This window comes from Ammoniphilus soli, assembly GCF_040813775.1.
Genome location: NZ_JBEGDL010000015.1, coordinates 110504 through 124025, shown reverse-complemented (window position 1 = coordinate 124025; position 13522 = coordinate 110504). Strand labels below are relative to the sequence as shown.

The following is a 13522-nucleotide window of genomic DNA, read 5'->3' as shown; positions in this document are numbered from 1 at the left end:
CAAAGAGATGTTCCACTCCACGATCTTCTAAATATCTAACGAGTTGATGAGAAATAAGTTCTTTCATTTCTGTTGCTTCCTCCTAGAATTTCAATAGAATTTTCCCATAGTCGCCGGATAGAGCTTTATCAAAAGCTTGCTGAAACTCGGAAACCGGCATAATTTTGGAAACTATAGGTTCTATATTAAAGTTATCATTTTGCAAGTACTCCACCGCTTTTTGAAAGTCAGTTGGAAAGCTATAAATAATAGATCCATAAAGCGTTATTTCGTTTCGAACCACATGAGCAACGGGGAAATTCGCTTCTTGCGTGATCCCGATCATGACCATGGAACCGCCTGATGTTACATGTTGCATAGCTTGTTCAATGGATGTTTTGGTTCCTGCAGCCTCGATGACCACATCAAACATTTGATCCTTCAAATCTTCCGGATGTATGGCTTTTATGTTGTTTCCTAAGCTCTTTACCAGTTCCAATTTCAAAGGATTTATATCAACGGCTGTTACCTCAGCTCCCAAATAACTGGCTAGAGAAGCAGCTAACATTCCCTCATTCCCGCAGCCAATAATTGCGACCGAAGTCTCTTTGGTGATCTCAGCCTTTGTAAAAGCATGAACGACCACAGCAAAAGGTTCAATCAAGATCGCTTTTTCATCAGACAATTCCTCAGGGACGGGCAGTACGAACCTGGATGAAATAATAAACTCCTCTGAAAAACCACCATCGGTATTAATCCCTAATGATTTCTTATGCTGACAAAGATTTGTCTTGCCTTTTGCACATTTTATACATTCCCCGCAAAACGAGTTTGGCTGTACAACCACCCTTGTGCCGATTCGATATTGAGCATTTTCTCCGGCTTCGATTACCGTTCCCAGCAATTCATGGCCCGGTCGAATAGGATAAGATGCATAATTGATGCTCCCTTTGAAGACTCTGAGATCGGAGCCGCAGATTCCGCCATAGGTCAGCTTTATTTTGACTTCTTCCCCTTTTGGTACGGGCAATGATTCAGTTTGTCGCATTTCCATCTCATTGGGACTTTTCAAAAACAATTCCAACATTTCAATCACCACCATACTGTTCATCTCTTGTTCACAGTATAGCTTGATTTCTGGTAGTTATAAAATGAATAAAACTCATGGTATCCATGAGTTTTTGTAATGAATCTATTCACTTTTCAATATAAATCCCTTAAAATGCGTGACCGCAGGTGACATATAACGATCGGTTCGCCATGCCATTTGAATAATCCTTCTGCACCGCGGCCTAGAAACGCTAAGCAGGGATATCTTTCTCATATCAAGGCCCGGTATGAACGGGATAAGCGCTACTCCAAAATTGGCAGCCACAAACCCGGCTATGGTCGCATCCCCAACTCCTTCGAAAGTTGCCGTTGGCTTAAACCCCGCTTCTTGACAAAGGTTATCAATGACCTCGCGCAACCCACTCTCATGCTTATACAGAACAAATGGTTCGTCAGCCACTTCCCTCAGGTCCACTTCTTTTTCATCCGCTAACCGATGGCTTTTGGGAACAATCAGAAATAGCTCCTCATCCACCACTGGGATGGTCGTAACATTTTCTACTGGTTCATTGGGAGAACAAAAACCGAGGTCAATTTCCCCTGCTTCTAGTTGGTGCATAATTTTCTTTGTTGAATCTTGCGTCAATTGAAATTGTATGCCTGGATACTGACCACGAAATTCGCTGATTAAATCAGGGATAAAACTAGATCCTAACGTGTGAATGAACGCAAGCGAAATGATTCCGTGAAAGGGATCCACCATATCCTTCAGTTCTTGTTTCGCCATTGTAATTTCTTGCATGGCTCGATTGGCATACTGCAAAAAGATTTCTCCATATTGATTTAACGCCACCCCACGCGTTTTCCGTTCAAATAATGGGACCCCTAATTCTTCTTCCAGTCTGGCAATGGAACGACTAAGCGCAGATTGGGTAAGTGCTAGTTCGTCTGCCGCTCTGGTAAAGTTTTGAACTTTAGCTAATACTTGAAAATATTCAAGCTGCTGCCACTCCATGATGAATTCCTCCCCTATTTGTTAACCCTTCTTTCATGGTTCTTTCTATAAGAATACACTAGTCCTAAGAAATACAGAAAGAAGCCCTCCGAATTTGGAGAGCTTGTTATGATGTTATGAACTTTACTTCGCTAGTTCTTTATTGTTTTGTCTCTTAGCCTTCTGATCAGTAAGATCTTTACAACGGCCTGCTTTCAAGACATAGCTCGGAACCTCACGCTCAAACATTTCCGCCGCTCTCCTCGCCGTAGCCATTGCCTTTTGCAAATCAACGCCCGTGTCGATGCCCATCTCGTGAAGCATGTGGATAACATCCTCTGTAGGGACATTACCTGCTGCTCCAGGAATAAAATTACAGCCGCCCAATCCGCCGAAGGCACCATCGAAGGTTGTGATTCCAGCCTGAAGACCAGCAACGATATTGCTCAGAGCCATGCCGCGAGTATTATGGAAATGCAGAACCCATTTCACTTGCGGGAAGGTCTTTACCATATGACTGCTTACTTCATAGATTTGTCTCGGATTTCCCATACCAGCGGCGTCAGACAAGGATAATTCGGTAATACCCAATTTCAAGAACTCACGTACAATTTTTTCTAACTGCTCTACCGGGATCTTGCCATCAAACGCACATCCCCAAGCAGAAGAAAGGGCGCCAGATATATTAATATTGTGTTTCGTTGCATATTCTACACAAGGAATAAAACCTTGCATCATTTCCAAAGGGGTTTGATTAAAATTATTGATACAGTGAGACTCGCTGACCGATACCGTTAGCTTGGCTTTGGTCAAACCAGCAGCATGGGCACGTTCTAATCCTTTAAGATTAGGGATGAGAGCGCGATATTCCACACCTTCCACTCTTTTCATTCGTTCAACCACTTTATCTGTATCCGCCATTTGAGGAATAAGTCTCGGGTGGACAAAAGATCCGATCTCAATCACTTTGATCCCCGAATCAACCACCATATCGAGAAGTTCCAGCTTTTCTTCTACACTAAGCATTTTTTTCTCATTTTGCAGGCCGTCACGCAAACCAACCTCACAGATCGTTACTTTATCAGGCCATACGATGTTTGCACTTTGCATATTCTCATCCTCCCAAGTTACTAGGGGTTATTTTAAATCTATTAGAAAAAGATATACTAGATCGATCTAACGAGATTATACACATCTGTTTTAAACTTTGTCAATTTTTTATTAATTATCTTTCAAATCGTTATTAAAAGCCCTGTGCAACTATTTTTTAAGAATAGTAACTCAGGACTATGACTCTTACATCGCCTTTTCCGCTTTCTGAGGTACCTCTTCGATCGAATAAGATCTGATCATCCAGTGAGCCAATAAAGCGGTTAGACATCCCAGTACACCCACCATGATAAAGCCTTGCCCTAAGTCTAGCCAATCCCCGATGAATCCCATGAATAATGGCCCGCCGAACATCCCCAGCCCATAAATTGACTGGTAAAACCCCATGGCCGTTCCCCTTTTTCCCGCTTCCATATGTTTGATGCTCAATGACATCAAGATTGGAGATACAAAGCCTCTTCCCAGCCCTGCCAGCGTCTGGGTAAAGATTAAGAATCCAATACTCCCTGAGAGCGGAATGAGTATCGTAAATACACCGCTAAGGATAAATCCTAAAATGATGACATTCTTTTCTCCGATTTTCTGAGATAAATGCCTTCCGCCGACCCAGGCTGCTATGGCCGTTGGAAAAATAGAGCAGAACGTGAGAAGCCCCATGTCCCATTTTGTCGCTCCAATCGACTGGGCAAACAGCGGGGTAAATCCAAATACAGTAGCATAAGTGATCATTTGAAAGAGGATAGCAAGAAACGACACTTTGAGAAGGGTTCGATCACTCGCGACATGCAAAACGCCTTGCATCGTAATTTTCTGTGCGTTCTCTTCAAACTTTTCCACCACAAAAAAGGCCCCCACTAAACCGACCAACCCTACCACTCCGCCAAACAAAAAGGCCGTTTCCCAGCCATAGGCATCGGCGAACCAACCACCGCTTAAAATCCCTGCCATTTGTCCCATGGTATTATAGAACGTAATCGTCCCTATGGCTTTTGTCGTTTCTTCTTTGCGATAGTAGCTAGCAAATAGAATAGTAAAATCCACCCATGTAGCTGCTGCAGCTCCGGCAAGGGCGCGCAAGATTAAGATCCACGTGACTTCTTGCGTAATAAGGATTCCTGCCCCTGCCAAAACGGAAAACATAAATCCAAAAATAATGAAAACCTTTCTCTTATGCAAGCGATCGGATAAGACCCCCACAGGTATACGCAGCAGCATCTGACTTAACCCATACATCCCTACGATTAAGCCAGCCATTTTATGAGAGGCTCCCAAATGCTCCACATAAGCAGTAAGGATAGGCACACAAGTATACATCGAAAACCAGAATAAAAGTGTCACAACACAGAACAATTTTATCCGGTAATTGGGGCTATTATCTGCTATCAAGAGAATACACACTCCTTTATTTTGAAAAAACGATTTAAACAGAACAATCTAACTCTTTAAGTTGATCTATTATACCTCAAGTATAGTAATAGTTAAAGCCGTCTATTGGTTTTCCTCTTACTACATGGTACCATGGTAAGGCAAGCATATTAATTTTTCTCTTCTTTAACACTTTACCGCAATAGTGAAATATTATAAGATATAAATAGTATATTACTCGGATTATCGTACGAGAGGATGACAAAAGTGATTGAGCATCTAGATATCCCGATCAGGGAAAAGAATATTGTCTTAATTGGATTTATGGGAGTAGGAAAAACCACCATTGGACAATTAATTGCCAAAAAGCTGTACCGAGACTTTATCGATGTGGATCACGAGATCGAAAGAGTTCATAACATGAAGGTCTCTGAGATATTTGAAAAGTACGGTGAGAAGCAGTTCCGTCAAATGGAAAAGGATTTCATTGTGAACACTTGCACCAACACGCGCCTGAAGATTATCTCCTTGGGCGGAGGAGCTTACTTACAGGAGGAGGTTCGCAAAGTTTGCTTAGAAAAATGCATCGTTTTCTTCCTTGATTTATCTTGGGAATCTTGGAAGGATCGCCTTCCCCTCATTATCGACAGCCGACCTATTTTGAAAAACAAGTCGCTAGAGGAAATGGAGTCCCTATTCCTTAGCCGGCAGGAAGCCTATTCCCTCCACAATTCCAAGTTCTCTACCAATGAGGACGACCCGGAAAAAGTCGCCAATACGATTGTGGAATCGATCAAGCTAGCCTGGGAGATCTATCAGCCTCAGTAGATATTTAAAGTAACGGGCTAGACGCGTTAACAGGAGATTTTCCGCTTATTGCTCTTTTTTAAACGAAAAAGGGTAAAATAAGCGGACTTTTTTCTGTTAAGCCCAAGATAACCAGGTTTTTTCGTAGATTATAAGAGAATAACCGGAATTTCTCCCGTTAACATCTCTAGTGAACCTATACTCACCAAAAAGTCCTTACTGTCATCACTGACAATTAGGACTTTTTTAGCTGGATTGATACATGATTAAACTCCCGTTAAACTTTCATTTTATCTTCTTTGTAATTAAAAGTAGTTTTGAGATAAGTCTTGAGCCAAGGAATCATAAAGCGGTCAACGCCCCAAGACAGCCACTTCACCCCACGCAACAAGGAAGTTAAAAAGCTCGACGTTCGGAAGGGCAAAACCTTCAAGGAATGCCGCGTACAGCCTTGTACGGCAGGTTTTTCACCAGCGGCTTTCGCAATCGCTCCCGTAATGAAAACTTCACATCGGACAAACGCGTTCCATCATATAATCAATTTACCAATCATGTTGACGACCAGATCACCAAGTCAAACTGGAGCAGTCATCGGAGCTGCAAGGACGATAGAGAGGCAGGGCTATTGTCAATGGGGAGGTTGTATAACTTGAAACATTATAGGAAGAGGTTCATTGTAAAAAAAGGCTTGGCTATTTTAGGGAATATCCTGTTTATTGCAGGCTTTCTTGCCATGGTCTTGTACTTCTTGACACTTGTTCCTCAATTGATCGTGCCATGAAAACAGGTGTACCCAGCTTTAGTCTGAATACACCTGTTTCTATATCCTCAATGTAAGGGCTGTTCTTGATGTTCATTTTTCGGCACCTGTCCAACTCCCGCAACATTGCTCATCGGAAGATTGGAGAAATCGGCAAAATACTCCTCCTGCTCTTCATGAGACACAAATCCCAGATCCACTCCAATGGCTCGTGACAAAAAGGGATCCATTGTGCATAAATCGGATTTCGAAAGGTCGGAAAGACTCGTTTTTCCGGTCGTATAACAGATGAGCTCCATCTCGCGAACGGATGCGTTTAAAAAGTTGAACAAGTTTGTGGCACTTTTCTCCACATCTAATTTGTCCGTCATTTTGGCATTGTACACCACTAAATCGGTGGGCGGCTCGAATGGCAGGGATTGAGTCATCTGGTCTCCGACCATAGAAATCATGGCAATGGTACCAATATAGACTGCATCCGCTCCCAGTGCCATCGCTTTCAAATAACTTCCTGGAGTGACCAGCCCTCCCGTCGCGATGAGGCTGACATCCCTAGTGGCCCCTTTTTTCGCTAAAAACTTCGCCGCGCGAGTAATGGCATAGAGGGTGGGAAGCCCTAAATCATCCTCCAAAATAGGCGCTGCCGCATGGGTGCCTCCCTCCGCACCATCCACGGTCACAAAATCAACGTCGGCTTCTAAAGCAATTTGCAGCTCTTTTTCAAGATGGTGGGTCGCGGCAAACTTCAAGCCTACCGGTACACCCGTCTCCTCTTTCAATTGCCGTACCAAAGAAATAAACTGCTCCTTCGTATCTACCCCAGGCAATCGGGAATGAATGATGGCATCTTCTCCTTCAGGAATACCAAAAACCTCCCGGTACTCTTTCCCGATATTTTTAGCGGCCGACCTTTGAGGCGTAGAGCCTTGCGCCCCTTGGCCCAATTGGATTTCAATGGCATCGAGCCGTTTGTACTTTTCCGGGGTATTCAACCAACCGCCACGATTGTATTGACCGATCAATAGGCTTGCCGCTTCCCTTTCCTCTTCCATTAGCCCCGCTTCTCCCGTATTGGTAGCGGTGCCGATTCGCGAAGCGCCTTTGGCTAATGCAATTTTTGCGCTTTTGCTGAGCGCTCCCCCGTAAGACATCCCAGCAATCATAATCGGAATGGAAATGGTGAGCGGCTTTCTCGCTCTTCTTCCAATGGTAACTGCGGTTGAGATCCCTACATTCTCTGGTGTAGGAAAACGAAACAGATGAACCGGGCTGAACAGGATCTGTTCCCATGGCGAAAATCTTATATGGCTCCCCATCGGCCTTCCAGGCGGCAGTCCTTGGCTGGCCCGCATGATGTTTTCCATCATATAAATGGGGCTGATCTTTTTGGCAATCGGCATCATTTCAAACAAATTTTCCGTATACTGATCTTTCGCCATGCGTTTAATGGCCTTGTCTACCGTTTCATTCACAATACTTCGCGCGATATTTCCTAGGAATCTAAACATACTCTCATTCACCTAGTGTGTCTGGCTCTGGCCGGAATTGGTGTTTAGCTCTTCTAGCTTTTGAGCAAGGGCAATACAGATCTGCTTGACCTCTCCCAATTGGCGTGCTGCGCTTTGTTCTTCAATGGCTAATTGGTTTAGGCGATCGTCACCCATCCGGGTTAAATCTTTGTAATGCTGGGTCTCAATCGTAGATAAAGTTCCTGCAATAGTCTGGATCCGGTTTAGCTCAGAGCTGATATAAGAAATCGTATTTTTCATATCCAATGTTCCCTGTTCCATGGCTGTTGTCCCCCCAATATAAAAATGCATTTCCTTATGCTTAGTTTGGGGTGAAAATCCAATATTATGTAATAAACCCACTGACCAATTCATGGCAGCGGGTTCTACTTAAAAACGGTTGCCGAAAGGCAACCGCTGACTTATTACATTTCCTTATACTCAGGGAATGGGTCTTTCTTGCCCCATCCCCCGCGTCCATTGTCAAAAGCAACTCCTTCAATATAGTAAAAGGCATGCAGCCAGGTTTTGTTTTCACTGTCAACCTTCGTTCTGGCTGACCCATCCTGGATCAATAAGGCATTTAACATTTCTCCGCTCTCGAGAAAGACATAGCCAAGCAAATGACCTTGTGCATCCCGCTCTACCTGATCAAACGACACCCGGACGTTTAGAAACTCATTTTGATTCGTTTCCGGATTGTACTTCGAGACATAGCGCATGGTATCAGACCAAGACAGATATTCGCTGTGAATGCCATTGGCATGATCCACCCCTTGCGTGTGGTCTACGGTCCGTACTCCAATCAAACGAAGCTTGTCCTTTTGCCCATTGCGGGGGAAAAAGAATAGCTTTGAGGCGTAGAAGCATCCTCCATCGCCAGGTCACTCTCCCCTACATCATCACAAAGAAATAAAATACGGCGGCAAGGACGAAGCGATACAGCGCAAACCACTCTAGCTTGAGGCGCTTGATCAGGTTCAGAAACGTGACCACCGCCAGCATGGCCACGACAAAAGCCGCAAGAAAACCAACCAAGAAAAGAAACAGCGCATCCGCGGTCAAGAGCTCACGGCTATCATACATGTCCAATATGGTTGCACCGAACATAACCGGAACAGAGATGATAAAGGTAAAATCCGCCGCCGCTTTCTGGCTAGTCCCCAGCAGCAGCCCGCCGGATATCGTCGATCCAGATCTCGAAAACCCCGGCCACAGCGCCAAGCATTGGAATAAGCCGATGCCTAGGGCTTGCTTATAGGTAATGTCATCCGTATTTTCGGCTGTTACTGTTCGTTTGGCCCGTGCAGCTATGATCATCAAGATGCCCCCGATGATTAAACCGATCAGGACGGGAGCCGGTCCGAACAAAGTGTTTTTGATAACATCCTTAAATATCAGGTAAACAATTAAAGCGGGAATCATGGCAAGGACCATGTGGATCGCATTTAATTTATTTTTGGCCGAAAAATTGAACGTAAGAAGACCTTTTGCAATGTCCATATACCTTTTCCAATAAAGCACAAACACGGCCATGACGGCGCCTAGTTGAATGACAATCTTAAATGTCGTCGCTGTATCCCCTTCAAAGCCTAGTAAATGGCCAGCTAAGATGAGGTGACCGGTTGATGAAACGGGAAGAAATTCTGTTAATCCTTCAAGAATACCCAGTATTAATGCGCTAATGATATCGTTCATGAATACATATCCGCCTTCCTAAATTGTAAACTCGTGTGACTAAGGATTCTATGATGTCACGTATCTACAATACACCTCCCATGAGAAAAGACCTCTTGCATGAGGTCTTTTTGCTTCGACTCAATTCTATCATTTTACCATGAAACAGGACTAATTGACCTTAGCCTTTACCTTAAAAAATTTCCTTTCTCTAACTCTGCTGCGTTCATTTCTCTACAAAGTACCTCATTATTATGGAACAATCTATAATAATATCCCCCAGATTCGCTCTTTCACGTTAACGCATATCTCCTGAACCGCACCTGTTTGCAAGCTATTTTGAAAATAAATATAATTCCAGTATTAGATCAATCTCACCAAGGGAGGAATCTTCATGGATATCCTTATTAAATATTGCAGCGGCAATGATATAGCTGGCAAACTATCAGAGGGACTTAAAAAATGGGAAGAAAACGGAAGCGTACAGTTGAGTGAACAAGGCTGTTTAAACTACTGCGGGGACTGCTTAACGAAACCCTATGTCTTTATAGGAAAAGAAATGTTCATGGATGACGATGTTGACTCTCTCATTCAGCAGATTGACCAATGGCTGAAAGCCAACACCAAAAATGTATACGTATAACATGAGTGAAGCTGGCCTGCCCTAACAGGACCGGCTTCTTTTATAAAAACGCACTCTAACTAAACTACACTAAAACTAACAAAAACCAACAAAAACTATAATTCCTAGTATTTATTTCCTTCAATATTTGCTATAATTTTCACCAGACATAATATTAAACGGAGGAAAAATATGAGGCTAGCGAAATTTCTTGTCATTTGGTTGTTGCTCCTAATTATGAGTGCTTGCGGTACAACTGAAAGCAGTCAACCAACCCAGCCAATCCAGCCTGAAGAAACCAAATCAGCAGATACTCCCCAAGAAATTGTGCTGAGTACAACCACCAGTACACAGGACTCAGGATTATTGGATGCCATTTTGCCGCCATTTGAACAGTCAACGGGAATTAAAGTGAAAGTGGTGGCCGTAGGAACTGGACAAGCTATTCAGCTTGGCAAAGATGGAAATGCCGATGTCATCTTTGTTCATGCCCGCGAAGCGGAAGTCCAATTTGTTGCTGATGGCTATGGAATCAATGCTTACGATGTCATGTATAATCAATTTCTAGTGATTGGACCAGAAAATGATCCTGCTGGAATTAAAGGAATGGCATCGGTTACGGAAGCATTCAAAAAAATAGCGGAAACGGGGTCCACTTTCATCTCCCGAGGAGACGATTCGGGAACACATAAGAAGGAACTATCCGTATGGAAAAAAGCTGAATTAAAACCGGAAGGTGACTGGTATCTTTCTACGGGGCAAGGCATGGGAGCCACCTTGCAAATGGCGGATGAAAAAGGTGCCTACACTCTGATTGACGAAGCAACCTACCTGGCTCAACCGTCCAATTTGAAGGTTCTTTTCGAAGGCGATCAAGCATTATTTAACCCATATGGCATCATTCAGGTTAAATCAACAAGCAAACCCGAATTAGCGGAAAAGTTGATTAATTATATTGTAAGTGAGGAAACTCAAAAATTGATCGGTGAATTCGGCAAAGATAAATATGGAAAAGGACTTTTTGTACCAAGCGTACAAAAAAGACCATAGTCCCCATAACCAATAGAAGAGGCTGATCCCCAAAGGCCGATGAAAACGACTTTTCTGGGGATCAGCCTCTTAACAGATTGGCAGGAAGATTAGATGAAGTTGTAATTGAAATAGGTGAAAATTCCTCCCATTAATTACACTTTATCTTGTTTGATTTTGTTTTTAAGTGACGTTTCTCCACTTACAGTCATCTCCACAATTTACCTACCCTTTGGCTCACCCTCTACCATATAATCAGGTGAATTAAAGCTACATATGTTTTTCTTTGCTAATTTCGGTATATTAATGAAGAAAAAATTCTATAGAAAAGGACCATAAAATCTATGAAGAAGTTCATTATCGTTGGAGCAGGGATTCTCGGAGCCTCCACTGCCTATCAGTTGGCCAAAAGAGGCGCTGAAGTGGTCATCGTCGACCGAAAAGATAAAGGACAAGCGACAGATGCCGCCGCCGGGATTATCTGCCCATGGCTATCGCAACGCAGAAACCAGGCTTGGTACCAGCTGGCGAAAGCGGGAGCGCGCTTTTATCCAAGTCTTATCGAGGAACTTGAAAAAGACGGGGAAACCGATACCGGTTATGCTCGGGTTGGAGCACTCAGTATTCATACGGACAGCGAAAAATTAACCAAAATCGAAGACCGGGCAATCCAACGAAAAGATACCGCACCGGAAATTGGTGAGATTACCCCTCTTTCTCCAGAAGAAACGAACGGTTTATTTCCTCCTCTTGCTGAGGGGTTCGCTTCCATACATATAAGCGGTGCAGCACGGGTTGATGGGCGTGCCCTTCGTGATTCTCTCTTGCGGGCTGCCCAAAAAAATGGGGCTAGTCTCCTGCATAGAGATGCCACCCTTCATTACGAAGGAAATCGTGTCATAGGGGTGCATACTGAGAAGGAAACGATAGAATCGGACAGCGTGATCATTTGCGCTGGGGCTTGGGCCAATCCATTATTACAGCCATTAGGCGTCCACTTTAAAGTGAGCTTTCAAAAAGCCCAAATCATTCATCTGGAACTGCCGGAATCCAGCACCGATAAATGGCCTGTTATCATGCCACCGACCGATCAGTATTTGCTATCCTTTGATGGTCAGCGAATCGTCATTGGAGCCACGCATGAAAATAATCCAAATGGCTATGACACCCGGGTTACGGCTAGCGGATTGCAAGAGGTTTTGAATAAAGCATTAGAGGTCGCTCCTGGCCTAGCCAATGGAACCTTTCTGGAAGCAAGGGTGGGTTTCCGTCCCTTCACTCCAGGATTCTTGCCGGTCTTCGGAGCTCTCCCCCGATGGGAAGGAATATTCATCGCAAACGGATTAGGCGCTTCAGGCTTGACCGTAGGTCCTTATCTAGGAAATCAACTAGCCAAGCTGGCTCTTGGATTAGACGTAGATGTGGATTTGCAACCGTATGATCTGAAAGGGGCCCTAGAGGATATAAGCAGCCAATGAATGAATTTCCCAGTCCATACAGAAAATAGGTTTATCAAATGATTTCTGGAGGACGCTATATGGGGAACTTTAACATTACCGATGCGGACATCGATGATATCTTAAGCGAGTTTATTGGAGAAAAGAAAAGCGGGTCGAGGAAGAAGACCCTTACTGCTGCGGAAGCAGCTAATTTATGGTCTCAATATATGGGCGATACTGAAGCAATCTGTATCTATACTTATCTCCTGAAAATCGTTGAGGATAAGGAAATACGATCTGTTCTAGAGCAATCCGTGCAATTATCCCAAAACCATATAGCAAAAACCAAAGAATTTTTCACTCAGGCTGGCTACCCGATTCCGGTGGGCTTTAGCGTTGAGAAGGATGTTAATCTCCAAGCACCTCGCCTATATTCGGATGCTTTCATTTTGTATTTTATCGAAATTATGACTGTTCATGGGTTTACCGCCTACAGCTTAGCGATTGGTTCTTCTGAACGGGAGGATATCCGGAACTATTTTATCCAATGTGAATCAGCTGCAGCAGAGCTATATAATAAAATTATCAATCTGAGCAAATCTAGAGGACAGTTCTATGAATCCCCCGTTATTCCGTCGCCTGATCAGGTGGAGTTTCTTCAAAAAAAGGGGTTGCTTTCTGATCTGTTTGGAGATCCTAAACCGCTTAGCGTTGTCGAGATCAATAATCTTTTCTTCAACATGAAAAAAACCATCCTTTCCAAGACTACCGCTTTGTCTTTTAGTCAAGTGGCCGAATCGGCTGAAATACGCCAATTCTTCTTAAAAACTACAGGAATAGCAGAAGAGAATTTAGAAAGCTTGCGTCACTTTTTAACTCAAGATGATCTTCCCTCACCGCCTACTTGGGAAGATCATATTACAAAATCTACCGTCAGTCCCTTTTCCGACAAGCTCATGATGTTTCATATAGGCTTTAAAATGAGTTCTGCTATTGCCTATTATGGAGCAGGCATTGGAACATCCATGAGGGCTGATATTCTTGCAGCGTACAGTAAAACCTTGGCTAACGTCATGAAAAGTTCCAACGATTGGCTGTCTCTCATGGTTAAAAATGGTTGGCTGGAGAGACCGCCGGAAGCGGTGGACAGAAAATCTTTGGCGAAAAGGGAGCATTAGTAAA

At 43.6% G+C, this 13522-nt stretch carries 14 protein-coding genes; 6 read left to right on the top strand and 8 right to left on the bottom strand.

The genetic code is table 11. The features are described 5' to 3' along the window. Positions 1-82: 82 nt before the first annotated feature. The 4 genes from ABLT31_RS24425 to ABLT31_RS24410 all read right to left on the bottom strand — a co-directional run bounded on the left by ABLT31_RS24425 (position 83) and on the right by ABLT31_RS24410 (position 4471). Complete coding sequence (locus ABLT31_RS24425) at positions 83-1066, bottom strand: zinc-dependent alcohol dehydrogenase (protein WP_367756665.1); 984 nt, start codon at positions 1064-1066, stop codon at positions 83-85. Between the two features lie 105 nt (positions 1067-1171). Next, positions 1172-2044, bottom strand: a complete 873-nt coding sequence (locus ABLT31_RS24420; RefSeq protein WP_367756663.1) for a LysR family transcriptional regulator — start codon at positions 2042-2044, stop codon at positions 1172-1174. A 123-nt stretch (positions 2045-2167) separates the two neighbouring features. Next, on the bottom strand, positions 2168-3133 hold the full coding sequence (locus tag ABLT31_RS24415) for a hydroxymethylglutaryl-CoA lyase (protein WP_367756661.1): 966 nt from the start codon (positions 3131-3133) through the stop codon (positions 2168-2170). Between the two features lie 186 nt (positions 3134-3319). Beyond that, a complete protein-coding gene (locus ABLT31_RS24410; RefSeq protein WP_367756677.1) occupies positions 3320-4471 on the bottom strand; it encodes an MFS transporter in 1152 nt (383 codons plus the stop codon). Between the two features lie 285 nt (positions 4472-4756). Between ABLT31_RS24410 and ABLT31_RS24405 the strand changes: the two genes are divergently transcribed. Together ABLT31_RS24405 and ABLT31_RS24400 are read left to right on the top strand one after the other, a co-directional pair. Next, a complete protein-coding gene (locus ABLT31_RS24405; RefSeq protein ID WP_367756659.1) occupies positions 4757-5326 on the top strand; it encodes a shikimate kinase in 570 nt (189 codons plus the stop codon). A 628-nt stretch (positions 5327-5954) separates the two neighbouring features. After that, positions 5955-6086 carry a hypothetical protein gene (locus tag ABLT31_RS24400; protein WP_367756657.1) on the top strand — a complete coding sequence of 44 codons (132 nt, stop codon included), beginning with the start codon at positions 5955-5957 and terminating at the stop codon, positions 6084-6086. Positions 6087-6133: 47 nt separating this feature from the next. On the opposite strand, the gene ABLT31_RS24395 is transcribed toward ABLT31_RS24400, so the two are convergent. The 4 genes from ABLT31_RS24395 to ABLT31_RS24380 form a co-directional block, all read right to left on the bottom strand. Continuing rightward, positions 6134-7573 (bottom strand): FMN-binding glutamate synthase family protein, encoded by a 1440-nt coding sequence (locus ABLT31_RS24395; protein ID WP_367756655.1) that lies wholly within the window; start codon positions 7571-7573, stop codon positions 6134-6136. Positions 7574-7585: 12 nt separating this feature from the next. Next, on the bottom strand, positions 7586-7855 hold the full coding sequence (locus tag ABLT31_RS24390) for a hypothetical protein (protein WP_367756653.1): 270 nt from the start codon (positions 7853-7855) through the stop codon (positions 7586-7588). Between the two features lie 143 nt (positions 7856-7998). Next, complete coding sequence (locus ABLT31_RS24385; RefSeq protein ID WP_367756651.1) at positions 7999-8382, bottom strand: thermonuclease family protein; 384 nt, start codon at positions 8380-8382, stop codon at positions 7999-8001. Positions 8383-8467: 85 nt separating this feature from the next. Continuing rightward, positions 8468-9271 (bottom strand): undecaprenyl-diphosphate phosphatase, encoded by an 804-nt coding sequence (locus ABLT31_RS24380; protein WP_367756649.1) that lies wholly within the window; start codon positions 9269-9271, stop codon positions 8468-8470. Between the two features lie 373 nt (positions 9272-9644). Between ABLT31_RS24380 and ABLT31_RS24375 the strand changes: the two genes are divergently transcribed. The 4 genes from ABLT31_RS24375 to ABLT31_RS24360 all read left to right on the top strand — a co-directional run bounded on the left by ABLT31_RS24375 (position 9645) and on the right by ABLT31_RS24360 (position 13518). Next, positions 9645-9893 (top strand): DUF1450 domain-containing protein, encoded by a 249-nt coding sequence (locus ABLT31_RS24375; RefSeq protein WP_367756647.1) that lies wholly within the window; start codon positions 9645-9647, stop codon positions 9891-9893. Between the two features lie 171 nt (positions 9894-10064). Then, the gene (locus ABLT31_RS24370; protein ID WP_367756645.1) at positions 10065-10922 is read left to right on the top strand and encodes an ABC transporter substrate-binding protein; all 858 of its coding nucleotides are present in this window, start codon (positions 10065-10067) and stop codon (positions 10920-10922) included. Positions 10923-11245: 323 nt separating this feature from the next. After that, entirely contained in the window at positions 11246-12379 is a 1134-nt protein-coding gene (locus tag ABLT31_RS24365; RefSeq protein ID WP_367756643.1) for an NAD(P)/FAD-dependent oxidoreductase, read from the top strand. Between the two features lie 59 nt (positions 12380-12438). Further along, the gene (locus tag ABLT31_RS24360) at positions 12439-13518 is read left to right on the top strand and encodes a DUF3231 family protein (RefSeq protein WP_367756641.1); all 1080 of its coding nucleotides are present in this window, start codon (positions 12439-12441) and stop codon (positions 13516-13518) included. Positions 13519-13522 lie beyond the last annotated feature (4 nt).